The organism is Romboutsia maritimum (assembly GCF_002251085.2).
Classification (GTDB): domain Bacteria; phylum Bacillota; class Clostridia; order Peptostreptococcales; family Peptostreptococcaceae; genus Romboutsia_B; species Romboutsia_B maritimum.
In genome coordinates this window covers 25,410-51,297 of record NZ_NOJZ02000008.1, presented here as the reverse complement: position 1 = coordinate 51,297, position 25,888 = coordinate 25,410, and the positions used below count along the sequence as shown (strand labels likewise).

Sequence of the window (25,888 nt, the reverse complement as noted above, 5' to 3'; positions counted from 1 at the left end):
AAAAATAAGAGTATTATAATTTAGTTAAGTAATTGCTTAAGTAAAAAAGAGGTAAGCATGGAAAGTTTAATAAAGATTTTTAAGGCCTTAAGTGATGAAACTAGACTTAATATATTAATCCTAGTTTCTAAAAGAAATATATGTCAAAAAGGTATATCAAAGTATTTAGGAATATCAGATTCAGCTGTATCTCAGCATATCAAAATATTAAAAGAAGCTGGGATAATAACAGGATATAAGGAAGGATATTATGTTTTATACCATATAAATAGTGGGGTATTTGATAAATGTATGTCTTTCTTAAATTTTATTAGCGATGAATCAAATAATGAATTTCTAAATATAACTAATTTTACAGAAAATAAAGTCACTTGTAGTGTAGGATGTAAATCTATGAAAAAATGTTGTAAAAGAAGGGAGCAATAATAATGAAAGTTTGTATACCAGTAGAAGTGAACAAAGGATTAGATAGTAAACCATATGGACATTTTGGTTCAGCACCATTATTTGTAGTTTGTGATTTAGAAAGTGGAGCTGTATCTTCAATAAACAATGGGGATTTAGGTCATGAACATGGAAAATGCCAACCTATAAAAGCATTAGAAGGAAATATAGTAGATGCAGTAGTAGTTGGAGGGATAGGTCAAGGAGCTATAATGAAATTAAATAGTATGGGAATAAAAGTATATAGAGCACAAGGTGAAACTATAGGCGAAAATTTAGAATTACTTAAAACAAACAAACTTCAAGAGTTTCCTCAAAATCATACATGCTCACATGATGGATGCGGTCATCATTAAGGAATCTATAAATATTAATTTATACAAATGTGTAAATGACTAGTATTTAAACAGATTTGTTAGTTTATGCCAGTATATATTTTACTGACGTAAACTGACATTTTTAATTTTTACTGACATTTTATTGATAAGTAGCTGATATTATTCGAACATAATATTTGATATATTTTTAGAAACTTTTGTATCCATTTCTTTAAGTACATGAGAATATCTAAACTTTAGGAAATCAAGTTCCTAAAACCTTTGATAAGTTCCAAGAGTTGAAGTATAATAAACTTGAGGAATGGGAATTATTAAAAGATTATGAAAAGTCCAGATTAAGCAATATGATTTCAGCTTTTACACCTTTTGAAGATTATAAGAAATATAAAAATATAATAGAAAATGAAATAGTAGGATTAAACGCATCAAATGGAATTAAGATTACAGGACAAAGTAAACATTTTATAGAAAGAGTATTTGGCACATCTAAAGATACTAAAACAGGTAGACCTAGAGAAGGTGTTGTTAAGAATGCGTTACTTTATGGAACTGTTAGGTTAAGAAAGTCTGATCCAAATAGTATAAAATTTATTACTGATGATTGCATGGTTACAATCAATCCTATTACAGGTGTTTTAATTCAAACAAATCCATAATAGAAAATGGTGATTTACATGAAGTTTAAATTAAAAAATAAATTATATAAGTTATTAATTGATGTTCCAGAGATTGAAGATTATGTTATTGACATAATTCAAACAAATGTTAATACCGAATTTAAAATAAAAAAAGAAGATATTAGAGAAGTACAATTACTTATTAATGATGAAATTGTACTCAAAGGATTAGACAATCAAGATACCGTTAATAAATTGGGTATTAAGTTATATGAATTGTATGATGAAATATTATATCAAAAAGATAATCAAAATGAAAAATAAAAGCACTTACTTATTTAGATGTAAATGGTAGGTGCTTTTATTATGTTCAAATTTAAGGAGTTGAAATCATGAAGATAACTATAGATATTGAACTTAAAGAATTATTAGGGCTAGGCAATATTTCGAATTACAGAAATACAATGTCTTGTAAAACTTCAATAAATCCAAAGTCGGATATTAAATCAGTAGATATAATGAAGAATGAAGTTAAAGAGATAGAGAAAGTAATTTATAAAAGCTAGTACAGAGCGGATGTACTAGCTTATTTTATTATGCATATCTAAAAATATTACTTTATCAGATAAAAACTAGTAAGATTCAGAATAGTTTTATTACTTATAAATTACAATTTTTGACAAAAAGTAACATTAAAATTATGTATAATTATTATTAGGTAAAGAAAAAAGGGGGATATGAGAATGGATAAGAAGGAAAGAAATTTAATACATAACTGTAAAGCTTGTGGTAAGGAAGTAGCTAAGAATGCTAAAAGTTGCCCTAATTGTGGTAAAGACCAAAGAAATTTCTTTATGAGGCATAAAGTAATTACATTTATATTAGTTATATTTGTATTAAGTGGTATAGGTTCTGGTATGGGAGGCAATTCTACTACACCTACTACTGATAATAGTGGAACTACAGAAACAGCAAAGATAGAAGCTACTGAAACTAAAAAAGATGTTCCAACGGAAGAAAAAGTAGAGAAAGATGTTCCAACAGAATATAAGTCTGCATTAAAAAAAGCAAAAACATATAGTGATACTATGAGCATGTCTAAGAATGGAGTATATGACCAGTTAACATCAGAGTATGGAGAGAAGTTTCCGCAAGAGGCTGCTCAATATGCTATAGATAATGTAGAAGCCAACTGGAAAAAAATGCATTAAAAAAAGCACAGACATATCAAAAAGACATGTCAATGTCTTCAAGTGCAATTTATGACCAATTAATATCAGAATATGGTGAGAAGTTTACAGAAGAAGAAGCACATTATGCTGTAGATAATCTGAAATAATATATTGTTTTATAAATATAAAAACCAACTTAAGCATCTAGTATAAGAACTAGGTGCTTTTATTATGTAAATAATATCTTATATCAAATGTTCATAAAAATTTATTGACGACAGGCAAATTTTTCATGAAGCTCCCATATATATTAACTATAGATAATGAAAAGGTGGTGAAGCTTAATAAGTCAAGCGAAAAAAGGCAATAGGTTTCAGATTTCATTCAAAGAAAATATACAAGAAATAGAGTTAATGAATTATATGCTAAAACAAGCTGAAATAATGGGTATATCAACCTATATTAAAATATTAATAAAAAAAGATATGGAGGAAAATGTTTAAATAAAATTAAAAGAGCCAAGGAAATAGGACTCCACAAGGCTCAAATAACAGTGGATTATAAAAATATAATTATTATATAACTTTCTACAAATATTAATGTAATCCTTTATTTTAACATCATTTCTAAAATAATTCCGAGTGTTCCAAATGCAGTAAAACAAAGAAAATCCATATTAAATTACCTCCGATAAAAATTATTATAAAGATATTATTTACAAATCAAGATAGTTGATTTAGGACTTATAACATTAAAATTTTTAATCGACTTTGTAAATGGACTTTTAAGTGCTTTTTTAAGCGTTTCTGCAACTAGCACCTGAATACAAATACAAAGAAACTGATGATGAATACACAAAAGTTGATGTATGTAGATGATTTAAAAGAATTATCTAATAAGAGATAAAAAAGGTAATGTAGAAAATATGGAAAGTAAGATAGATGGAATTTTAGATAAAATAAGTAAATGTATGCAAAACAACATTGAAATTATGCATGTCATTATATAAAAAATAATTTATATAATGATTTATTTTATTTACTTAATATTAAAATTGCCATGACCACTTATATGTTTTACTCTATAAATAGAAAGATATTTTCAAAGGGGGTATTCATTGAATGGATAAAATTAAGGAGTTAGCTAAAAAGCATAAAATAATTACAGGAATTATAGTACTATCGATAATAGGAATGTTTGTTCCTAATGACAACAGTAATATAGATAAGAATAAACATTCAGAGATTAAAGAGGTAGCTGTAGAACAAAAGAAAGAACCTTCTCGAAGCAAAGAGGAATTAATAGATACATTAGATACTTATGATAAAATGTATTCTAATCATTTAGAAGGTATTGATAAAATAGCTAGTGAAAATGATCCTATTGCTATGCAAAAAAGTTTTGCGCAAACAAGAGACATATCAGAAATGGCTTTTACTAAAATTGTTGAAATAAAAGGAGAATATGAAGTAGATAGCCAAGAGTACAAAGCATTAAATGAATTACAAGTTGCATTTAATACTTTAAGTAGTGCATGTAAAGATGGAATAAAATATATTGATAAGCAAGAATACAAGTACTTAGAAAAATATGAAAAGCATATAAAAGAAGCTAATTTATTCATAGCAAACTTTCAAGAAGCTAAATCTAATATAAACTAAAGTGAATTTTATGCTCTCTTATTAAAAAAAGAGTAAATTTAGCCTAAGCTACTATAGTCAAACATGAGCACTTATGAATATAAAAATAGCTCCTAGATAATTAGGAGCTTAATTTTTATTTAAACCAAGATAATCCTTTAGAGCATCATGTTTAAGTGCTTCTTTTTTTCATTAACTCATCTTTTTAAAGGTCTTGTTTAGAGTTAGTTTCTATGTTTTCTATAAGATATAATATATCGTTTAGTGATTTGTCTAATTTACTAAAATCATCATCGTTAACCACATAATTTAAAAATAAATTTTCCAGATTATCAGCAGTATTAATAATTTTATTATTTAAATCTAAAAAAGAGTCAAAAGTATTTCTATTTTGAACATTATTAAACTTACTTAAATCTTCCTTTATAAAGGATACAATTTCGTACTCATCTGTAAAAATACCTTGAGTAATAGGATAGGGTTTAATACGCTGTAAAAAATATTTGTTTTTTGCATTTATATTATAAACATATGATAGTTCTACCTTTTCATTAAGTTTAAATTTTATAAAATAAAGTATACCCCTTACTTTAGTTATTTGAGTAGCTCCTATTTGTCTTAATAATACTTCTATGGAGTCGCCTTTTGCTGTGTTTACATTCATTTAAAAGCACATCCTTTTTATATTAAAATTTTATAATTATGTAAATAGTAGAGATTATTATTGATAAAATCATAAGAGGAAATCCTATTTTAAAGTAATCTTTAAATGTTATTGGATAGCCATGCTTTTGACCGACACTAGATAAAACAACGTTAGCAGAAGCTCCTATTAAAGTACCATTTCCCCCAAGACAGGCACCTAATGAAGTCGCCCACCATAAAGGCATTACATTTACTCCTTCAGCAGACATGGTCATTATAAGAGGAATAAGTGTAGCTACAAATGGTATATTGTCTAAGAATGAAGATATAATTGCTGAGAGCCATAAAATTATCAAAGTTGTAAGCATAATATGCCCATCTGTTAAATCTATTAAAACTGTAGCTAGTTTATGAATTATACCAGCTTCTTCTAATCCGCCAACAACTACAAATAATGCTATGAAGAATGCTATTGTAGGCCATTCTATACTATATATAATTTCTTCGACATCTTGTTTTCCAATAATCAAAAGAATAGTTGCCCCAAGTAATGCTACAACGCAAGAATCTAAATGAATTACACTATGGAACATAAAACCTAAAAGTATAAAAAACATTACTAAAAGGCTTTTTATAAGTAATGGTTTATCTTTAATAGCTTTTTTTTCATCAAGATTTAAAATTTTTATTTTTGCTTTATCATCTACTATAAGTTTATCTTTATAAATAAACTTAAAACATATTATTGTGATAAATAGTATTACTATAACAATAGGACCTAGATTAATTAAAAAATCAGTAAAACTAAGATTAGCTGCACTCCCAATCATAATATTAGGAGGGTCACCTATTAAGGTAGATGTACCACCAATATTTGATGCAATTATTTGTGTTATTAAATAAGGAATTGGATTTAGTTCTAATATTTGAGTAATAACAATAGTCATTGGACCAATAAGTAAAACTGTTGTAACATTATCTAAAATAGCTGATAATGATGCTGTTATTAAAATAAAGCAAACCATGATTTTCCATGGATCTCCTTTAGATTTTTTTGCTGTAATTATGGCTACATATTCAAATAAACCTGAATTTTTTACTACAGCTACAACTAACATCATACCAACTAACACCCCGATAGTATTGAAGTCTATATGGCTAATGCTATTTTCTAGAGGGAGTATATTAAATAGTATCATTAATAAAGCTCCACCCATCGCAGCTACACATCTATTAATTTTTTCAGTCACAATAGCAATCATGACTAATAAGAAAATGATTATAGCTATTATTTGTTGTATTCCCAAAGTTATCACCCCCTATATTTAAATATAGTATATAGCAGTGATTTTTACTACATTTTTTAATGAAATAATAAGTAAAACAGCAAAATAAAGAATTATTAATAATTTAATGGTAATAAAAAATATAATGCTAAATTTGAAAATTTGCAACGATAAAAAATGATTTTGCATTTTCGCTATTGAATTTTATTTAAAAATAGCGTATAATCAATGTAAATTGAAATTTAAAAAAAATATTATTCATTTTTGAAAATCGATAAATTATTAAAAATATAGAAGGAGGTATTTAAAATGGAAACATTAAATCAATTAATTCTTCAAGTTAATGATTTTATATGGACATATATATTAATAGGTATGTTAATTATACTTGGAGTTTATTTTACATTTAGAACAAATTTTGTTCAATTTAGATATTTTAAAGAAATGTTCATACTATTAGGAGATGGTTCTTCTAAAGATGCTAAGAAAGAAGGGAAGATATCTTCATTCCAAGCATTTTGTATAAGTACAGCTTCAAGAGTTGGTACTGGTAATATAGCAGGTATTGCAATTGCGGTTGTAACAGGTGGTCCTGGTTCTGTATTTTGGATGTGGCTTATAGCAATAATAGGATCTGCATCAAGTTTTGTTGAAAGTACACTTGCACAGATATTTAAAGTAAGAGATGGTAATGCTTTTAGAGGTGGACCAGCATATTACATGGAACAAGGTTTAGGTAAGAGATGGATGGGAATACTATTCTCAATTCTTATAACAATTTGTTATGGATTTGTATTTAATGCAGTTCAAGCAAATACAGTTTCATTAGCATTTAGTAGTGCTTTTGGAGTAAGTAGATTAACAATAGGGATAGTAATCGCTGTGTTAACAGGTTTAGTAATACTAGGAGGAGTTCATAGAGTTGCAAAGGTATCAGAATTTATAGTACCAGTATTTGCAGTTTTATATATATTTGTTGCATTATTAGTAGTGGCATTAAATATAACTGAATTACCAAATGTGTTAAAGATGATATTTGAAAGTGCATTTGGGTTTAGAGAAATGGCAGTAGGTACGTTTGGAGGAATGGTTCTTACAGGAATCAAGAGAGGATTATTCTCAAATGAAGCAGGTATGGGAAGTGCACCGAATGCAGCTGCAACAGCTCATGTAACACATCCTGTTAAACAAGGTTTAATACAAGCACTTGGTGTATTTACAGATACTATAGTTATATGTACTTGTACTGCTTTTATGGTACTTTTATACTCAGACTATGCAACTGTAGGATTGAAAGGTATAGAATTAGCTCAAGTAGCATTAAATCATCATATAGGACCTATAGGTAGTATATTTATAGCTGTATGTATATTCTTATTTGCATTTAGTTCAATTGTAGGAAATTATTATTATGGACAATCAAATATGGAATTTATAAATAATAACAAAATCATATTAAATATATTTAGAGTTTTAGTAATAGCAATGGTTTTATTTGGGTCAGTAACTCAAGTTGATATAGTTTGGAACTTAGCAGATTTATCTATGGGAATAATGGCGATAATAAACTTAATAGCAATCGCATTTTTAGGAAAGTACGCATTCATTGCTTTAAAAGATTATACTAAACAAAAAAAAGCTGGTATAAAAGATCCTATATTTGATGCATCGAATATAGAAGGGCTTGAAAATATATCAGAATGGAAAACAAATTTGGAAATAGAAAAAATAGGATAATATATAATAAAAAGCTGCCTTAATATGAAAGTTTTCATATTAAGGCAGCTTTTTCAAAACTTTCTAGATAATCACAAAAATTTTTAAACTTATCTACACTTTTTATATTTTGTAAATTTCTTAAATCAATCATTATATTACTGGGTTTATGTAATATAAACTCCATATCGTACAAATCACAATTAATAAATCCATCTAAATAACTGAATTTATACGGTTCAAATTTATTGAAATTATTTTCAAAGTATTTTATCTTAGCGTAACAAAGTTTATATATATAAAACAAAAGCGCAAGAGTAGAATGCTTAACTGCAAATTTATGAGAAAAATATTTGACTGTTGAATATTTTTTGTGTTTGCATTCCCAAATTAAATCTTCATTTAAAGTTAAAGAATATTTTTTTATAAGTTTTAATTTTTCATCATTTAAATCTAAATATAATTCTTGTTGCATAAGATATACCTCCGCAAATTTTATATTACTTAATTATATTGTAGAATGATGATTGAAATTTATATAATAGATATTTAAAATATATGTATATATAAGTATAAAAATAAACAATACATAAAGATATTATTTAATATTTTGAATTAAATTTGCCATTTCTAAAGCACTCATAGCACAATCATAGCCTTTATTTCCAGCTTTTGTACCAGCTCTTTCAATAGCTTGCTCTATATTCTCAGTAGTTAGTATTCCAAATAAAATAGGTAAATTAGTGTCTAATGATACTTTAGCAATACCTTTAGAGACTTCATTACAAACATAGTCATAATGGGATGTAGCGCCTCTTATTACACAACCTAGACAAATTATAGCATCGTATTTTTTAGTTTGAGCTAAATTTTGAGCTATTAAAGGAATTTCAAAAGCTCCAGGAGACCAAGCTATTTCTATATTTTCATCAGAAACTTCATGTCTAATAAGACAATCTTTTGCTCCAGACAATAGTTTAGATGTTATAAATTCATTAAAACGCGAAACTACTATTCCTATTTTTAGATTTTTACCATTTAATTTACCTTCAAATACCATGATGGTACCTCCTATATAATATTTAATATATGACCCATTTTCTCTTTTTTAGTTTGTAAATATTTTTTATTGAAATTATTTATATCTTCTTTAATAGAAATTCTTTCTTTTACATTTATTCCATAATCTTGTAGTTGTTTAAACTTTTCAGGATTGTTGCTTATTAGCTTGATATTTTTAACTTCTAATTTTTTTAAAATTTGAGCAGCGAAGTAGAAGTCTCTTAAATCTTCATCAAAGCCCAAAAGAAGATTTGCTTCTACAGTGTCATAGCCTTTATCTTGAAGTTGATAAGCTTTTATTTTGTTTAAAAGACCTATACCTCGTCCTTCTTGTCTTAGGTATATAATTATGCCACTTCCATTTTGTTGGATTTTTTCCATAGATTTATTTAGTTGATTTCCACAATCACATTTTAATGAATTAAATACATCTCCAGTTAAACATTCTGAATGTATCCTAACAAGAGCATCATCTATATTAATATCTCCGTAAACTAAAGCAACGTGTTCATCACTAGAGTATATATCTTTATAACCTATAATTTTAAATTCACCATATTTAGTTGGAAGAGATGCACTAGCAATTTCATCTATAGTTAATTCATTCTTTTTTCTATACTTAATTAAATCTTTTATAGTTATAATTTTTAAATTATGAATATCTTTAAATTTTATAAGATCATCAATTCTTGCCATAGTCCCATCATCTTTCATTATTTCACAAATAAGACCAATAGGAGAAAAACCAGCAAGTCTAGCTAAATCCACAGATGCTTCAGTATGGCCATTTCTAACTAATACTCCTCCGTTTTTAGCCATTAAAGGAAATATATGACCTGGAGTTTTTAAATTATCTATAGTACAATTCTCATTGCAAAATAATTTGACAGTTTCACATCTCTCATACGCAGAAATACCAGTAGAAGTATTTATTCCATCTATAGTAACCGTAAATGCAGTTTGGAAAGTATCTGTATTTTTTGTAACCATTAAAGGAAGATTAACTTTTCGAAATTTATCTTCTGTAGCAGGAAGGCAAATTAAACCACGACCGTAAGTAGCCATAAAGTTTATAGATTGTGGAGTAGCCATTTGTGCAGCCATTAATAAATCACCTTCATTTTCTCGATTTTCATCATCTACTACAATTACCATTTTTCCATTTTTTATATCTTCTATAGCTTCATCGATAGTATTAAACATAAAATCACTCCTTAAAATTTTTAATTAAAACCATTTTCAAATAGAAAATCTTTATTTATATTTGAAGATATAATAGATTTACTGTTTTCAAAATTAAGAAAATTCTTAATATATTTACCTACAATATCACCTTCAAGATTTACAACAGAACCTATTTTTTTGCTTGCTAAAGTAGTATTTTCTCGTGTATGAGGGATAATAGATACTTTAAAACAGGTTTTATCCATAAAGCAAATTGTTAAACTAATTCCATCGATAGTAATTGAGCCTTTTAAAATTAAATTCTCAAAAAAAGTATTATTTGTTTTTATAGTGAGTAATATTGAATTTTCTACTTTTTCAATATTTGTAATAATACCAGTTGTATCAACATGACCAGTAACAATGTGACCACCAAACCTAGATGACAAGCGCATAGCCCTTTCTAAATTCACATTATCATTTGGATTTAAATTACCTAAATTCGTACATTTTATGGTACTCATCATAATATCAGCTGTGAATTCAGATGATTTTATATCATTAACTGTAAGACAAACTCCATTTATAGAAACACTATCTCCTAAATTTAAATCGTCTAGAATTTTTTTTGCACATATAGTTATTTCTCCACTTTTTTTAGTAGCAGTTATTTTTTTTACAATTCCTATTTCTTCAATTATTCCTGTAAACATTTAGACCTCCTTTAAGACATCAGCTTCAACTAAAATATCATTTTCTATTGATTTAATGTTATAGATGAATAAATTAGTAGCATCACATAATTTATCTATACCATCACCTGATACGAAAGAAGGAGACTTAATTCCACCTATAATTTTAGGACATATAAATAATTTTAATTTATCTACTAAATTAGATTTAAATAAACTGAAGTTTAAGTTACCCCCACCTTCAACTAAAACTGATGATATATTTAAATCACCTAATTTTTTTATTACAAAGTCTAAATCAACTTTATTGTCTTTTATAGGACAAATTATAATATCCACACATTCTCTAGTTAGGATATTTATTTTTGAAGTATCATTGTTACAAGTAAATATTATAGTTTTAGAAGATTTATCTTTAACTACATTGCTAGTTATAGGTATTTTTAAATTAGTATCAATAATTAACCTTATTGGATGAGATACATTTTTACTTAACCTACAAGTCAATAAAGGATTATCATTTATAACTGTATTAATTCCAACCATTATAGATTGATATTTATGTCTATATTGATGAGTTAAATTTCTAGATTTTTCATTTGAAATCCATTTAGACTCATTATATTTTGTAGCAATTTTTCCATCTAAGCTAATAGCACTTTTAACTATGCATAGAGGCTTATTAGTTTTTATATAGTGAAAAAATACTTCATTTAGTTTTAATGCTTCCTCAGCTAAAATACCTATTTCTACATCAATATTATTATCTCTTAATTTTTTTACACCACATCCAGAAACTAAAGGATTTGGATCTAGTGTAGAAATTACAACCTTTTTTATTTTATTTTTAATAATGATATCTACACAAGGTGGAGTTTTTCCATAATGGCAACAAGGTTCTAGATTTACATAAAGGGTAGAGCCTTCTAAGTTTTCAGTACAATTTTTTATTGCATTTACCTCAGCATGATTTTCGCCAAATTTTTGATGATATCCTGTAGCTATTATTTTATTATTTTTTACTATAATGCAACCAACAAGAGGATTGGGACTTACAAAACCATTGCCGAGTTTTGCCAGCTTAAGTGCTTTTTTCATAAAAAATACATCATTTTCTTTCAAATTATTTCACCTTCTTTTATTATTAAAGTTAAAAAATCGCAATATAAAAAGCCCTAAGACAAACTCAGGGCTTAAAAGTATCTAAAATAAGAAATTATTATATTTGCATACAAAAAATAAACTAATGTAAAATTTAATGCAACATGAAATATACTTAATTCCTAATAATATCTTCTTTCATCCAGACTTTACTGTCGGCTTTGGAATTTAACCAAATCTGCTAAATTTACTTTAGCTCGCGGGCTTTACCGCCGGTCGGGAATTTCACCCTGCCCTGAAGATTTTCTATGTAATTATATTTAAAATGTAACACACAAAAACTAATTTGGCAAATGAAATTTATGACAATATATAATAAGCCAATTTAAATAAGCTATTTATGGTAATATAGAATAAGTGATTTATAACAATATTGGAATATATAAGTCATACATTGACTATAATTACAAACGCTAGTTCGAAAAAAGGAGTGTAACTTATGAATATAAAACCTTTAGATATATTATCAAAATATTATGGATATACAAGTTTTAGAAGTGGACAAGAAGAAATAATAAATTCAATAATAAACAAAAAAGATGTTATTGCAATCATGCCAACAGGAGGTGGAAAGTCAATATGTTATCAAATACCAGCTCTGATTTTAGAAGGAATAACTATAGTAATATCACCTCTAATATCGTTAATGAAAGACCAAGTAGATGCTCTAAAAACGGTAGGGATTGATGCAACTTTTATAAATAGTTCATTAGGAGCAAAGGAATTTAATGATGTAATTGAAAATATAAAAAATGATAAATATAAAATAATTTATGTAGCACCAGAAAGATTAGATACTTTTGAATTTGTAGAGATAATAAAAAGTAAAAATATAAGTCAGGTAGCTGTTGATGAGGCACATTGTGTTTCTCAATGGGGACATGATTTTAGAGTAAGCTATACAAGAATAAATTCATTTATAAACTCATTAGATAATAGACCTATAGTTACTGCTTTTACGGCAACAGCATCCAATGAAGTAAGATTAGATATTATAAAAATATTAAGTTTGAAAGATCCAGACTCATATATAACTGGATTTGATAGAGAAAATTTATCTATAAATATAGTCAAATCATCTAATAAAAATAGATACCTTCTTGAATATGTACAAAATCATAAAGATGAATCTGGAATAATATATGCAGCTACTAGAAAAGAAGTTGAAAATATATACGAAGGTCTGTTAAAGCGAAATGTCTCAGTGCAAAGATATCATGCTGGTTTATCGCAGGAAATAAGAAAGTCAAATCAAGAAGAATTTATAAATGATAGTATAAATATAATGGTAGCTACAAATGCTTTTGGAATGGGTATAGACAAACCTAATGTTAGATGGGTAATACATTATAATATGCCTCAAAGTATAGAAAATTACTATCAAGAAATAGGTAGAGCAGGTAGAGATGGTGAAAAAAGTGAATGTGTATTATTGTTTGCTCCAGGAGATATACATATACAAAAATATTTAATTGATATAGGTATAGAAAATCCACAAAGAAAGTTATTTCAACATAAAAAACTTCAAAGTATGGTTGATTTAGTGTATAGTAATGACTGTTATAGAAAAAGTATATTATCTTATTTCGGAGAAACTATAAATGATAATTGTGATAATTGTAGCAACTGTTTAAATGAAGGTGAAATAGTTGATAAAACTTTAGATGCACAAAAGGTGATATCTTGTATAGCTAGAATGAAAAGAAGTTATGGTATAAATATGATAGTAGATGTGTTAAGAGGCTCTAAGAATAAAAAAGTTTTAGAATTTAAATTTGATAGTCTTTCAACATATGGAATTATGAAAGATTATTCAAGTGAAGATTTAAAAACATTTATAAATACATTAGTATCTCATGGATTTTTAGATTTAGTTGAAACTTTGGGATTCAAAGGAAGTTATCCAACTATAAGGTTAAATGAATTATCAGCGGATGTTATAAAAGGCAACTTAAAAGTGGAATTTAAAGAAGTTGTTGTTACTAAGGCTCTAAACATAAGTGATAATTTATATGAATTATTAAAAGATTTAAGACGTAAAATTGCAAGTGAGCAGTCAATTGCCCCGTATATGATATTTGGAGATGGGGTGTTAAAAGCTATGTCAAGTAAATATCCTACTAATAAAGAAGAGATGATTGCTATATCTGGAGTAGGTGAAATTAAGTACGAAAAATACGGTGAATTATTTGAAAATATAATACTTGAATATATTACAGAAAATAACATTAGTAAGAATGATAATAATGATAAAATTAAAAATCAAAATAATAATAAAGATGAAGAATATTTATTTGTAAAAACAGATGAAAAATTGTATGAAAAACTTAAGGAGTTTAGATATTCTTGTGCAAAAAAAGAACGGGTAGCTTCATATAATATACTTTCAAAGAATTCATTAAAAGAAATAAGTGGTAGATATCCTCAAAATGAAGATAATTTAAATGATATATCAGGAATAGGTCCTGTTAAAATCAGTAAATATGGAAAGGCAATTTTAGAAATAATAAATCAATACGTTCAAGAAAATAATATAGAAATTAAGTGGGAAGATAAAAAAAGATTAAAATTGATTATAGATGGAGAAAGCAGAAAGAATAATGAAATAGCATTAGATCTATTGAATGAAGGTAAAACTGTAAAAGAAGTATCTGAAGATATAGAAAGTCCAATATCTACAGTATTAGGATATGTATGTGATTATATAAGTGATAAAAATAAAATTAAATTCAAAATAGACTTAAAAGAATTTTATAATGAAGAAGAAAAAGTATTGATTTTAGATGTATGTAAAGACTTAGGGTATGAAAAAATCAGTGCTATAAAAAAGCATCTACCGGAATATGTTAAATATGAAAGTATTAGAGCTGTTATACTTGAAAAATATTTAGAAGACATAAATTATGAAAATTAAAAATAAATAATTTTGTAAAATATTGAAATTTAAGGAAAATGATGATAATTTATTAAGATTAGGTAATAATAACTAATATAAATAAAAATGTTAAAATGAAAGTAACAATGGAGGATATATGAATAATTTTAAAATAGTTTGTGATGGATTAGCTGATATACCACAAAAATTAATAAATGAGTATGATATAGATGTTGTACCTTTAAGTATAGTTTTTGGAGATAAAGAATATATGGACGGAATAGATATAACGAAAGAGGAATTTTATAAGATGCTTAGGGAGAACGAAGTTCTTCCAAAAACATCACAAGTAACATATGCTCACTTTAGAGAAGTGTTCGAAAAATACATAAAAGAAGGTAAAAAAATTTTATATATAGGTGGTTCTTCTAATATGTCAGGAACATATCAAAGCGCAGTAATGGCAAAGAATGACATAGATGGAGAAATTTATACTTTTGATAGTTTATCAGCATCTATTGGTATGAGTGCAATTGTATTGTCAGCAGCTAGATTATTAAAAGAAGAAAGAACTATCGAAGAAATAATAGAACATATAACATACATAAAAGAAAATATATCGGTTCTTTTCACGGTAGATAATTTAGAATATTTGCAAAAAGGTGGGAGATTATCTTTAGCTAAGGCTACCATAGGTAATTTACTTAATATAAAACCAATTTTAGGAATAGAAGAAGGATATATAAAGTTAAATAGTCAAGCTAGAGGTAAGAAACAAGTTATATCAAAGTTAGTGGAGAGTATAAAAAATAATCACGGAGTGGATCTTGATGGTAAACAAGTAGTAATCGGATGCGGAGATAATGATAAAGATATTGAATTATTAAAAAATGAATTAAATAAACAATGTAGTATATCAGATATAATATCTGTGAAAATGGGAAGTTGTATATGTGCTCATACAGGTCCAGCAATATTAGGAATTGCATGTTGCTAGAAATAGATATCAAAAAAATTAGTTCTAATTAAAATAGAACTAATTTTTTTGTTTTACAGACTATTTCAAATAATATGAAAACGTATTCTTTGTGTTTTTTTTGGCTAAAATAGCTTATTTTGTATTAATGAATATGTTATAATGAAAAATATTGTAATAAGAGAGAGGGGAGTTTTTATGGACATAAACAGGTTATTAAACTTCTCATCCAATGCTGGTAAAATAATGCTACAGAGCGGGGGAGAGACCTATAGAGTAGAAGAGACAATATCTAGAATATGCCAAGCGTTTAAAGTAGATGAAGTAGATGTGTTTGCCACACCTACAGCAGTTATGGTATCAGTATCAATACAAGGAAAAATTCATTCAGTAGTTAAAAGAATAAATTCAAGAGGAACTGATTTAAACAAAGTTCATAATATTAATTCTTTATCAAGAAGAATAAATAAAGAAAAATTAAGCTTAGAAGATTGTGAATCAGAATTACAAAAACTATGTGTTGATGATTATTATTCAGTAAATATGACGCTATTAGCATCAGGGATAGCAACATCTGCATTTGCACTTTTGTTTGGGGGTAATTTTAACGATATAGTATCATCTTTTATAGTTGGAGTTATAGTAAAGTTAATAATTATGGCACTTGCAAAATCTTCTTTAAATGAGTTTTTTATAAATAGTATTTGTGGTGCAATTATAGCGATATGTTCATTAGTGCTTTTAGATTTTGGAATTATTAAAGAAATAGATAAAGTAATCGCTGGAAGTATAATGCTTTTAGTACCAGGTCTTTCCTTAACTAATTCTATTAGAGAAATAATAGAAGGTCAGTTGATTTCAGGACTTACAAAAGCAGCAGAAGTATTTTTCGTAGGAGTTGCTATAGCGGTTGGAACGGGTATAGTACTTCATTTATATTTTAATTTAGGGGGGATTTAGCTTGATTTTAGAAGTAATAGCAGCCTTCCTTACATCTGTAGGATTTGGAGTACTTTTTAATGTAAAAGGTAAATATTTAGTTGTAGCAGGTGTTGGGGGCGGATTAAGTTGGTTTGTATATAAACTTTTCTTAGGATTTGATTTTAAGGTAAGTACAGCATTTTTCATAGCTTCAATTTGTTTTAGTATTTATTGTGAAGTATGTGCAAGAATATATAAAACACCAGCAACAATATTAAGTGTGTGCTGTTTAATACCTCTAGTACCTGGATATGGAGTATATAATACGATGTATCAATTTTTAAGAGGAAATTATATGGAAGCTATAGATTGTGGAATAAATACATTATCTAGTGCTGGAGGTCTTGCTTTAGGAGTAATACTTGTATCAACTTTATTTAGGAACATTAAATTTAATAAGATATATGCAAGTATAGTGAAAAAATTCGTTAGGGTGGATAATCACAGTCCAGATGTACAAAACAATTAATAAAAAATTAGGCTGTTTTAAAATTAAAAATTTTAAAACAGCCTTTATTTTTAAGTAAATTAAATAACTACATTAGATTCATCATTAACCATGTTTTTAATCCATTTAAATGACTTAAATCTTTTTATCATTATAAAGAACTTAGTTAATTCTTCAACTGCAGTAAATGCAACTACTACATAAACAGGTAGTTTTAAGGTGAATGCAGCAAAGAATGCTAAAGGAATACCTATTAACCACAAAGTAAGTGCTTGAAGTACAGATCCGTAAGTAGCGTCTCCACCACCTCTTAATATTCCAACTATCATGACAGCATTATAAACTTTAACTATCATTACAAGGGCATATATATATAAAATATATTGAGAAGAAATTTTAACTTCATTAGAAACATTAAAGAAAGATACTACAGGTTTAGCAGTTACAGCTATTAATATAGATAATATAACTGATACCTTTAATGATAAGCTTGATATCTTCTTTGAAGCTTCAATAGCATTATTTTCTCTACTTGCACCAATTTCATTTCCAATTATAACTACAGCAGCATTTGAAAGTCCAAATGCCACTATCATAAATAAATTCATTATAGTACTACAAATTTGAATAGATGCAGTGGCACTAGTACCTATTCTAGCATAGATAGCTGTATAAGTAATATTTCCTAGAGCCCAGCAAGCTTCATTTGAAAGAATTGGTAAACTAACTTTTAAAAGAGTAGAAGATAGTGATTTTGGTAGCGAAAATACATATTTTGGTTTTATTTTCAGTACGTCTATTTTAGTATAAACAGATATAATAACTATTAGACATTCAACTAACCTAGCAATTAATGTAGCTATTGCAGCTCCTCTTATACCTAATTTAGGGAAACCACATAATCCAAATATTAAAAGAGTATTTAAAACTCCATTAATCAAAAGACCAATAAAACTAGCCCACATAGGAAGTTTGGTATTTCCAATACTTCTAAGACCTGCTGCAAATGTAAATGATATAGTTGTAAATATATAACTTATAACTACTATATATAAGTATTGAACTCCTATTTTAACTACGGTAGGGTCGTTATTAAATAAACCTATTATTTTTTCGGGAATAGATAATCCTAATACCATAAATATTAAAGTTAAGCTTATGTTATAAAATAGTGATTTAGATAATACTCTCTTTATATTTTGAGTATCTTTTTTACCCCATAATTGTGCTATAAGTACTCCTGAACTGATAGCTACACCATTTGCTAATAATGAAAATAGAAAATAATATTGATTAGCTATACCAACAGAAGCAAGCTCAATTTCACCAACTTTTCCTATCATCATAGTATCTAACATATTAAGTGATGATGTTATTAAATTTTGTAAAGCTATGGGTAATGTAATTAAAAATAAGTGCTTGTAAAATTCTTTGTCTTTTTTGAAATTTGATATAGTGCTTGATATCATTAAATCCCTCCTACTTATTGTTATTTTCATAAAAAAACATCCACTTGTAGGTTTTTTTCAAGTGGATGTTCAACACTCATATACAAAAAATGTATATAAAATATATTCAGTTTAAAATATTATGTATTTAAGAAAACCTATATAATTATATACTTAGCATATTCATAAGTCAACAAAAAAATATTATAAAATAAAAAAATAAGAAAACTAATTTAATTATAATACAAAAAATGGAATATAATGTTGAAGCATAAATTTTACTGTGTTATACTCAAATTGTAAATAATAGAAATTTAGAGCTAGGGGAGCTAGAATTGGCTAGCTGAGAGATTAAGCCTCAACTTACGAACCCTAACAACCTGATCAAGGTAATGCTTGCGAAGGGAAGCTTTAGTTATAATTTTACGATATTATAAGATGCTTTTTTTTTATACGTAAAAATATAAGGTGCTTTCCTTGAATATAAGGATGAGCATTTTTTTTGTTTATATCTTAATATTCAAGGAGAAATCATCAAAAGTAAATATACATCATACTAAGCAAAGTTAAACCCTTTATAAGTATTACCCTAATATTAAAATAATTTTGGGGGTAGATAAAATGAATTATACAACACAAATGGATGCAGCTCGCAAAGGAATAACAACTAAGGCAATGGAAATAGTTGCAAAGAAAGAAAATATAGATGTAAATAAATTAAGAGAATTAATATCAAAAGGTCAAGTAGTTATACCTGCAAATAAAAATCATAAATCAATTAGTCCTGAAGGTGTAGGTAAAAATCTAAGAACAAAAATAAATGTAAATCTAGGAATTTCAAGAGATTGTAAAAATGTAGATTTGGAGCTTGAAAAAGTTAGAACTGCAATAGATATGAAAGTCGAATCAATAATGGATTTAAGTAACTATGGAAAAACTAAAGAATTTAGAGACAAGTTAATAGAAATGTCACCTGCCATGATTGGTTCAGTACCTATGTATGATGCAGTAGGATTTTTAGATAAAGATTTAAAAGATATAACAGAAGAAGAACTTTTAAATGTAATAAAGCAACATGCAATGGATGGTGTAGATTTTATAACAATACATGCAGGTATGACTAGAAGTGTTTGTAATAAGATAAAAAATCATGATAGATTAACTCATATAGTATCTCGAGGAGGGTCTTTACTATTTGCATGGATGGAGCTAAATGACAAAGAAAATCCTATATATAAAAATTTCGATAAGATTTTAGATATTTGTGAAGAATATGATGTTACAGTGAGTTTAGGTGATGCATGCAGACCAGGATGTATACAAGATTCCACAGACTCAGTTCAAATTGATGAACTTATAGTTTTAGGAGAACTTACAAAGAGAGCATGGGCTAGAAATGTACAAGTTATGATAGAAGGACCAGGTCATATGTCTATAGATGAAATAGAAGCAAATGTGATATTAGAAAAGAAATTATGCCACCAAGCACCGTTTTATGTGTTAGGGCCTTTAGTAACAGATATAGCACCAGGATATGATCATATAACTAGTGCAATAGGAGGAGCATTGGCTAGTTCTAAAGGGGTAGATTTTTTATGTTATGTAACACCAGCAGAACATTTAAGATTACCAAATTTAGATGATATGAAAGAGGGAATAATAGCTACTAAAATAGCGGCCCATGCGGGAGATATAGCTAAAAATGTATATGGAGCACGTGAATGGGATAACAAAATGAGCAAGGCTAGAGTAGAGTTAGATTGGGATGAAATGTTCAAACTTTGCATAGATCCAAAAAAAGCGAAAAAGTACAGACAAGAGTCAAGACCTTTTAATGAAGATAGCTGTACTATGTGTGGAAAAATGTGCTCTATGAGAACAGTAAAAAAAATATTAAATAACGAAGAAGTTAATTTAATTTAGATAAAGTAAGTTTTGTTCTCTTTATTTTTTGTTAAAGTAAATATATAATTGTATATATTGATAACAACAGGATATAGGGAGCAAGAGGTGAAAGTATTGGAAGAAAAGATATTAAGAAGGATTTTTAATGGTTTTATATATATACATATACTTGAACATACAAGAAGAAAGCCATTTTATGGAATATGGATGATAGAACATTTAAAAGAACATGGGTATACATTAAGTCCAGGAACACTATATCCCATTTTAAGGGAAATGGAATCAGCAGGACTTATTGAAAAAGAAGAAGTAAATACAAATGGAAAAATAAGAAAATACTATAGTATAACTCAAAAAGGAGAAATAGTATTAAAGGATATAAAAGAGAAATTAAATGAACTAAAAATGTATATATAATATTAGAGGGATTGTTTAAATTAGACAATCCCTTTAATTTATTGTATTAAAATGAGGTTAAAATTTAATTGATTTTATTGTTATTAGAGAGTATATATGATACTATTTAATTATGATATCGAATTTCGATATTGAAAAACGATATTACTGATTTAAAATATAAAATGGAGGAATGTTAAATGGATTTATTAAGTTTAACTAATGTGAGTTTTAAAACAAATGAAAAAAATATACTAGAAAATATAAATATAAAAATTAATAAAGGAGATTTGATTTTTATATTAGGTCATTCTGGAAGTGGCAAAAGTACATTACTTAAAATTTGTGCAAATTTAATAAATCAAACAGCAGGAGATATTTTTTTAGAAAACAAAAATTATTATGAATATTTTCCTTATGATTTAAGAAGAGAAGTTTCATACATTAGTCAGGAGTCTTGTTTATTTGGAAAAACAGTAATGGATAATTTTGAATTTGTATACAACATTAGAAATAAAATGATAGATTACAAAAGAATTAATAACCTCTTGGAAAAATTTAATTTAAATAATGATTATTTAAACAAAGAAATACATTCATTATCAGGGGGAGAAAAGCAAAGAATCTCAATAATAAGAGGTATTTTAATTCCACCTAAAATTTTATTGTTAGATGAAGCTACATCAGCATTAGATGAAAAAAATAAATTGAAAGTAGAAGATGTGATACTAGGGATGAAAGAAGAAGGAATAGGTATAATGTGGGTAACTCATGATATACAACAATTTAGCAGAATAGGAAGTAAGTGTATAAAAATAGAGTCAGGTAAATTAGTAGAGGAGGTAAGTTAAAATGAAGACACTATCGCTAGTACTCGCATCGGTGTTATTATTAGCTCCTATAATAATATCTTATAAAGAAAATTTGAATTTAGAGAAAGATATAATTGTTAGTGTATTAAGAGCAATTATACAACTTTTTATAATAGGTTATATTTTAGAGTACATTTTTAAAGTTCAAAATAAGTTACTTATTATTATAATGGTAACAATTATAGTCACAAATGCATCTTGTAATACTGTAAAAAAGAGTGAAAATATAAATAAATCTTTTTTTATATCATTTATAGCTATAGGAATATCTACATTTATAATAATGTCAGTATTAATATTATCGAAGGCTATAAATTTTGTTCCTAATGAGGTTATTACTGTATCAGGAATGGTCGTAAGTAATTCGATGATAGGTATAAATTTATGTTATAGAAGTATAAACTCAGAATTTAAAAATAAAAAGAAGATAGTCGAAGCTAAATTGTCTTTAGGAAGTTCGATAAAACATGCATCTAAAGATATAATAAATGAATGTATAAAAACAGCAATGATACCAACATTAGATTCTGCAAAAACATTGGGGATAGTTTCATTACCAGGAACTATGACAGGATTAATATTAGCAGGGCAATCACCATTATTAGCGATTAAATTTCAAATTATGGTAACTTTTATGATAGTGTCAGCTACGGCAATATCAGCAATTATAGTATCAAATTTAGCATATAAGTCATTTTTTAATGATAGATATCAGCTAAAATAAATAAAAAAATTTGAAAATTCTATTTGAGTAAGTAAAAAGGTCTTGTTTAAAAGGCCTTTTTTTAGCTATTAAATTTAATGTGAAATGTATGTGAAGTATTTAAGTAGTAAGTTTACTTATAATATAATAAAATGTTAAAATAGATTTGGTTATATTTGTAAAAATAATAGGAGAGAAAATATGGGATTAAAAGAATTTGACTTTATAGATGAATCAATAGAAATTTTGAGGTCTATGAGTTCAACGTTAGAAATATTAGCAGATGAAATAGAAGAATATTTTAAACAGGTTTTAGAAGGAAAAAATCAAGAATACATTAATGTTACATCAAGAGTAAAATCAGAATTAAGTTTAAGAGAAAAAATAATTAGAAATAGATATTTAAATAAATATAATGAAGCGAGTAATTTAATTCATAATTTATCAGATTTAATAGGTATAAGAATTGAATGTAGATTCATTGAAGATGAAAATAAAATTTATCGACTTTTAAAGAGGTATTTCAATAGAACTGACGATAAAATTTATTATTATAACAAAGATAATAAAAATCTGAAACTAAAATTATCCGAAAAACAACCAAGCAAGCAAAAAAATGGGTTTGAAATATATAGAATAGATGGAGAATTTATTTATTTAGATAAACAAATTAAATTTGAACTACAAATAAAATCTCTAGTAAATATATTTTGGAGTGAGATTGAACATAAGATAATCTATAAAAATAGTACATATTTATTAGCAGATGGGTTTTTAAAGGATATGATGACATCTATAAAAAATAACCTTGCAATGATAGATAATCAGCTTTTAAGTATATATAAAAACTTCCAAACAGGAATGATGACTAATATAGATGAAAGGAAAAAGGAACTTGAAAAAGTTTTATCTAAAATAGCTCATGATACTTTTTCTGCAAAAATGAAAGAAAGTATTGGATTTGTAGTTGATTTTAAAAAGCCATGTGAGACAATATTAAGTTACTCTTTTAATAAAAAAGAAAATCATGAAGAAGTTTTTGGTGATCTTATGCTTGATGGACTAGCTAGACTTAATGAAATTACTAAAAAAGATATAGACTTTACTCAATCAATTACATTTGAAGATGAACCTGTATTTGAAGATGAATTTTGTGAAAAATTAGGAGAATATATAAAAAGTAAATTAAACAATGAGTTCCCTTGGAATTTATTTTTTAGAATTTTATTTGAAATAGAGCCACGTAATAATAAAGAAGATTTTGAAAATTTTATTAAATTTATAAAAGATAGAGTAATGTTAAACGATAGCAAAGAACAAATTATGTCCAGTTTTGAAAATGATGGAGAAAATATAATAAATGATATTTATAATTGTATATCAGAGGGTATAGTTAAGGCTGATAGTGTTGAAACTATGTATGATTATAATTTGGAAAAAATAAATTCCTTAGCACATGAAATTGTAAATTATATATGTAGAGAATTTTATGGATATAATGACTACCTGCAATATAGAAAAGAAACACTTAAAAAGTTTAGAGAAAATATAATACAGATGTTTGAATAGAAATATATTAAAATATAAAATAGTATTGATATAATTAAAGTAGATTTAAAAATAAGGAGTGATTTTAATAAAAAAAACAGGAGTAATATTAGCAGGTGGAAAAAGCAGCAGAATGGGAAAAAATAAAGCTTTATTAAAGTTTAAAGAATCTTTATTCATAGAAATTGCAATGAATGCTTTTGAAAATTTTGAAGAAATAATAATAATAGCTAATGATAAAGATCCATACTTAAAATATAATATAAAAGTATATTCTGATATAATAAAAGATATAGGTCCAATAGGTGGAATTTATACGGCTTTAAATTATTCAAAATATGATATAGTAGTAGTAGCATGTGATATGCCATATATAAATAGTGAAGTATTAAATGCCATAGGAAGTAAGATGAGTAAAGAAAGTATTATATCTATTACTGATAAACAAATCCAACCTTTATGCTCAGGATATAAAAAAAATATACTGAATATAGTAAAGAATTGTATAGACGTAGGCGAATACAAATTATTAAACTTTATAGATAAGATAGATAAAGAATTCTTATATTTCGATAATAAAAAAAAATGCTTTGATAATATAAATACTGTAGAGGATTATAATCAGTTAAATTTATAAAAATAAAAGTATTCATTTGGAGGAGATTATATGAATTTAGAAAAATTTAATTCATGGGCAGTTGTAATAAAAGATACTGACAATGAAGGTAAAGTTTACGATATAATAAAAATACTTGCAAAAAAAAATCGTAAGGTAGTTGGAATAAGTGATGAAAAGGCTTGTATAGATGGAATTGACATATACGAAAGTTTAAAGGATGTACCATATAATGTAGATATTGTAGTTATAGTAGAAGAATCATTAAAGATATATTCGATATTAGAGGAAATGGAACTTTTAGATATAAATAATATATTATTTGAAAAGGATAGCTATAATGAAATTATATTAAAAAAAGCTAAAGATATGAAATTGAATATTGGATATGACTTTAGTTTATTTAAGTAAGAAACAATTAAAAAATTGAAAATATAAGTTCTAGTTATTAGCATATTTTTTTATAAATAGAGCTTATATTTTCAGTTTATATATAGAAAGTTATCTTATTTTTAAGAGCATTCTATATGAAATAATACACATAGCAATACCTTGGAATACATTTGTATTTTTAGTATTAGTCTTAGATGATAAAAAAGTTCCACAAAGCAATCCAGAAAGTGTCATTGCAAATGAAATAAATGCAAATATAAAAATATTTAAATAAGTAATATTATATTGAGAACAAAGTGCTATTGATACAGAAAAGCTATCTATACTCAAGCTTAAAGCGAACAAGGTCATATTAAACAAAGTTAAATTTTTAAATATTTGTTCTTGTTTTTTTTGAAATATAGTATTAAATCCTATCCCAAATAAGATAGTACCTATAAGCGTATATATATAATTATTTTTCAGTAATAAATCACCTATAAATGAACCAAACAATATACTACTAATACAAAATAGGCTAACCAAAGAAGATAAAGTTAAAATCTTCTTAAAAGACATTTTAGACATACCATAAGCGATAGATACAAAAAAAGAATCTAAAGTAAAAATAAAACTTATTATAAGAGTTTGAAGCAAACCTAAATCTGACATAACTACACCCCCATGATATATAATATATTTATTTAAATTATAAGTTACAAAAAATAGCAATATAATATAGTAAAATTGATATAATAAAATATGTTAAAATTACCAAATATGATATAATAAGTAAAAAGTAATTTAAAAG

General features: G+C 26.3%; 29 protein-coding genes and 2 riboswitches. Of the genes, 20 read left to right on the top strand and 9 right to left on the bottom strand.

The window, feature by feature from the left end; translation table 11 throughout:
- The first annotated feature begins 57 nt into the window (after window positions 1-57).
- The 8 genes from CHF27_RS06450 to CHF27_RS06425 all read left to right on the top strand — a co-directional run bounded on the left by CHF27_RS06450 (window position 58) and on the right by CHF27_RS06425 (window position 4,232).
- On the top strand, window positions 58-426 hold the full coding sequence (locus CHF27_RS06450) for an ArsR/SmtB family transcription factor (protein ID WP_095404459.1): 369 nt from the start codon (window positions 58-60) through the stop codon (window positions 424-426).
- Between the two features lie 2 nt (window positions 427-428).
- On the top strand, window positions 429-800 hold the full coding sequence (locus tag CHF27_RS06445; RefSeq protein ID WP_095404458.1) for a NifB/NifX family molybdenum-iron cluster-binding protein: 372 nt from the start codon (window positions 429-431) through the stop codon (window positions 798-800).
- Between the two features lie 260 nt (window positions 801-1,060).
- Window positions 1,061-1,438 carry a hypothetical protein gene (locus tag CHF27_RS06440; protein ID WP_095404457.1) on the top strand — a complete coding sequence of 126 codons (378 nt, stop codon included), beginning with the start codon at window positions 1,061-1,063 and terminating at the stop codon, window positions 1,436-1,438.
- Window positions 1,439-1,456: 18 nt separating this feature from the next.
- A complete protein-coding gene (locus tag CHF27_RS06435) occupies window positions 1,457-1,723 on the top strand; it encodes a hypothetical protein (protein WP_095404456.1) in 267 nt (88 codons plus the stop codon).
- A 68-nt stretch (window positions 1,724-1,791) separates the two neighbouring features.
- Window positions 1,792-1,965: a hypothetical protein gene (locus tag CHF27_RS14190; protein ID WP_158534730.1), complete on the top strand. Its 174-nt coding sequence runs from the start codon at window positions 1,792-1,794 to the stop codon at window positions 1,963-1,965.
- 177 nt (window positions 1,966-2,142) lie between these two features.
- The gene (locus tag CHF27_RS06430) at window positions 2,143-2,610 is read left to right on the top strand and encodes an Ltp family lipoprotein (RefSeq protein WP_243444964.1); all 468 of its coding nucleotides are present in this window, start codon (window positions 2,143-2,145) and stop codon (window positions 2,608-2,610) included.
- Window positions 2,611-2,642: 32 nt separating this feature from the next.
- Window positions 2,643-2,738 carry an Ltp family lipoprotein gene (locus CHF27_RS14430; protein WP_243444963.1) on the top strand — a complete coding sequence of 32 codons (96 nt, stop codon included), beginning with the start codon at window positions 2,643-2,645 and terminating at the stop codon, window positions 2,736-2,738.
- Window positions 2,739-3,692: 954 nt separating this feature from the next.
- Window positions 3,693-4,232 (top strand): hypothetical protein, encoded by a 540-nt coding sequence (locus tag CHF27_RS06425; protein ID WP_115976012.1) that lies wholly within the window; start codon window positions 3,693-3,695, stop codon window positions 4,230-4,232.
- Window positions 4,233-4,416: 184 nt separating this feature from the next.
- Here the strand turns inward: CHF27_RS06425 and CHF27_RS06420 are convergent, their stop codons facing one another.
- Both CHF27_RS06420 and CHF27_RS06415 read right to left on the bottom strand, forming a co-directional pair.
- Entirely contained in the window at window positions 4,417-4,875 is a 459-nt protein-coding gene (locus CHF27_RS06420; protein ID WP_115976009.1) for a hypothetical protein, read from the bottom strand.
- A 22-nt stretch (window positions 4,876-4,897) separates the two neighbouring features.
- Window positions 4,898-6,163 carry an ArsB/NhaD family transporter gene (locus CHF27_RS06415; protein WP_115976007.1) on the bottom strand — a complete coding sequence of 422 codons (1,266 nt, stop codon included), beginning with the start codon at window positions 6,161-6,163 and terminating at the stop codon, window positions 4,898-4,900.
- 288 nt (window positions 6,164-6,451) lie between these two features.
- Here CHF27_RS06415 and CHF27_RS06410 point away from each other — a divergent pair, with 288 nt between their 5' ends.
- Entirely contained in the window at window positions 6,452-7,879 is a 1,428-nt protein-coding gene (locus CHF27_RS06410) for an alanine/glycine:cation symporter family protein (RefSeq protein ID WP_095406217.1), read from the top strand.
- A 34-nt stretch (window positions 7,880-7,913) separates the two neighbouring features.
- Here the strand turns inward: CHF27_RS06410 and CHF27_RS06405 are convergent, their stop codons facing one another.
- The 5 genes from CHF27_RS06405 to ribD form a co-directional block, all read right to left on the bottom strand.
- Window positions 7,914-8,333 (bottom strand): hypothetical protein, encoded by a 420-nt coding sequence (locus CHF27_RS06405; protein ID WP_095406218.1) that lies wholly within the window; start codon window positions 8,331-8,333, stop codon window positions 7,914-7,916.
- A gap of 123 nt (window positions 8,334-8,456) precedes the next feature.
- Window positions 8,457-8,918, bottom strand: coding sequence for a 6,7-dimethyl-8-ribityllumazine synthase (gene ribH / locus CHF27_RS06400; protein ID WP_095406219.1), 462 nt, complete (start codon window positions 8,916-8,918; stop codon window positions 8,457-8,459).
- 11 nt (window positions 8,919-8,929) lie between these two features.
- On the bottom strand, window positions 8,930-10,123 hold the full coding sequence (locus CHF27_RS06395) for a bifunctional 3,4-dihydroxy-2-butanone-4-phosphate synthase/GTP cyclohydrolase II (protein ID WP_095406220.1): 1,194 nt from the start codon (window positions 10,121-10,123) through the stop codon (window positions 8,930-8,932).
- Between the two features lie 20 nt (window positions 10,124-10,143).
- Window positions 10,144-10,797 carry a riboflavin synthase gene (locus CHF27_RS06390; protein WP_095406221.1) on the bottom strand — a complete coding sequence of 218 codons (654 nt, stop codon included), beginning with the start codon at window positions 10,795-10,797 and terminating at the stop codon, window positions 10,144-10,146.
- Window positions 10,798-11,898: a bifunctional diaminohydroxyphosphoribosylaminopyrimidine deaminase/5-amino-6-(5-phosphoribosylamino)uracil reductase RibD gene (gene ribD / locus CHF27_RS06385; protein WP_243444962.1), complete on the bottom strand. Its 1,101-nt coding sequence runs from the start codon at window positions 11,896-11,898 to the stop codon at window positions 10,798-10,800.
- A 165-nt stretch (window positions 11,899-12,063) separates the two neighbouring features.
- Window positions 12,064-12,184: riboswitch (FMN riboswitch) on the bottom strand.
- Window positions 12,185-12,376: 192 nt separating this feature from the next.
- On the opposite strand from ribD, the gene recQ reads away from it, so the two are divergent.
- The 4 genes from recQ (at window position 12,377) to CHF27_RS06365 (ending at window position 17,238) form a co-directional block, all read left to right on the top strand.
- Window positions 12,377-14,851, top strand: coding sequence for a DNA helicase RecQ (recQ, locus tag CHF27_RS06380; protein WP_095406222.1), 2,475 nt, complete (start codon window positions 12,377-12,379; stop codon window positions 14,849-14,851).
- 118 nt (window positions 14,852-14,969) lie between these two features.
- On the top strand, window positions 14,970-15,809 hold the full coding sequence (locus CHF27_RS06375; protein WP_095406223.1) for a DegV family protein: 840 nt from the start codon (window positions 14,970-14,972) through the stop codon (window positions 15,807-15,809).
- 177 nt (window positions 15,810-15,986) lie between these two features.
- The gene (locus CHF27_RS06370) at window positions 15,987-16,748 is read left to right on the top strand and encodes a threonine/serine exporter family protein (protein ID WP_095406224.1); all 762 of its coding nucleotides are present in this window, start codon (window positions 15,987-15,989) and stop codon (window positions 16,746-16,748) included.
- Window position 16,749: 1 nt separating this feature from the next.
- Window positions 16,750-17,238: a threonine/serine exporter family protein gene (locus tag CHF27_RS06365; RefSeq protein WP_095406225.1), complete on the top strand. Its 489-nt coding sequence runs from the start codon at window positions 16,750-16,752 to the stop codon at window positions 17,236-17,238.
- A 59-nt stretch (window positions 17,239-17,297) separates the two neighbouring features.
- On the opposite strand, the gene CHF27_RS06360 is transcribed toward CHF27_RS06365, so the two are convergent.
- Window positions 17,298-18,686, bottom strand: a complete 1,389-nt coding sequence (locus tag CHF27_RS06360; RefSeq protein WP_095406226.1) for an MATE family efflux transporter — start codon at window positions 18,684-18,686, stop codon at window positions 17,298-17,300.
- A 291-nt stretch (window positions 18,687-18,977) separates the two neighbouring features.
- A riboswitch (TPP riboswitch) is annotated at window positions 18,978-19,089 on the top strand.
- Window positions 19,090-19,286: 197 nt separating this feature from the next.
- On the opposite strand from CHF27_RS06360, the gene thiC reads away from it, so the two are divergent.
- The 7 genes from thiC (at window position 19,287) to CHF27_RS06325 (ending at window position 25,116) form a co-directional block, all read left to right on the top strand.
- Complete coding sequence (gene thiC, locus CHF27_RS06355) at window positions 19,287-20,588, top strand: phosphomethylpyrimidine synthase ThiC (RefSeq protein ID WP_095406227.1); 1,302 nt, start codon at window positions 19,287-19,289, stop codon at window positions 20,586-20,588.
- 87 nt (window positions 20,589-20,675) lie between these two features.
- Window positions 20,676-20,987 carry a PadR family transcriptional regulator gene (locus CHF27_RS06350; RefSeq protein ID WP_330409763.1) on the top strand — a complete coding sequence of 104 codons (312 nt, stop codon included), beginning with the start codon at window positions 20,676-20,678 and terminating at the stop codon, window positions 20,985-20,987.
- Window positions 20,988-21,166: 179 nt separating this feature from the next.
- Complete coding sequence (locus tag CHF27_RS06345) at window positions 21,167-21,817, top strand: ABC transporter ATP-binding protein (protein ID WP_095406229.1); 651 nt, start codon at window positions 21,167-21,169, stop codon at window positions 21,815-21,817.
- A gap of 1 nt (window position 21,818) precedes the next feature.
- The gene (locus CHF27_RS06340) at window positions 21,819-22,562 is read left to right on the top strand and encodes an ABC transporter permease (RefSeq protein ID WP_095406230.1); all 744 of its coding nucleotides are present in this window, start codon (window positions 21,819-21,821) and stop codon (window positions 22,560-22,562) included.
- 180 nt (window positions 22,563-22,742) lie between these two features.
- The gene (locus CHF27_RS06335; RefSeq protein WP_095406231.1) at window positions 22,743-24,110 is read left to right on the top strand and encodes a GTP pyrophosphokinase; all 1,368 of its coding nucleotides are present in this window, start codon (window positions 22,743-22,745) and stop codon (window positions 24,108-24,110) included.
- A gap of 58 nt (window positions 24,111-24,168) precedes the next feature.
- On the top strand, window positions 24,169-24,726 hold the full coding sequence (locus CHF27_RS06330; RefSeq protein WP_274541555.1) for a molybdenum cofactor guanylyltransferase: 558 nt from the start codon (window positions 24,169-24,171) through the stop codon (window positions 24,724-24,726).
- A gap of 30 nt (window positions 24,727-24,756) precedes the next feature.
- Window positions 24,757-25,116 carry a CoA-binding protein gene (locus tag CHF27_RS06325; protein ID WP_095406233.1) on the top strand — a complete coding sequence of 120 codons (360 nt, stop codon included), beginning with the start codon at window positions 24,757-24,759 and terminating at the stop codon, window positions 25,114-25,116.
- A gap of 90 nt (window positions 25,117-25,206) precedes the next feature.
- On the opposite strand, the gene CHF27_RS06320 is transcribed toward CHF27_RS06325, so the two are convergent.
- Window positions 25,207-25,749 carry a manganese efflux pump MntP gene (locus CHF27_RS06320; RefSeq protein ID WP_095406234.1) on the bottom strand — a complete coding sequence of 181 codons (543 nt, stop codon included), beginning with the start codon at window positions 25,747-25,749 and terminating at the stop codon, window positions 25,207-25,209.
- Window positions 25,750-25,888 lie beyond the last annotated feature (139 nt).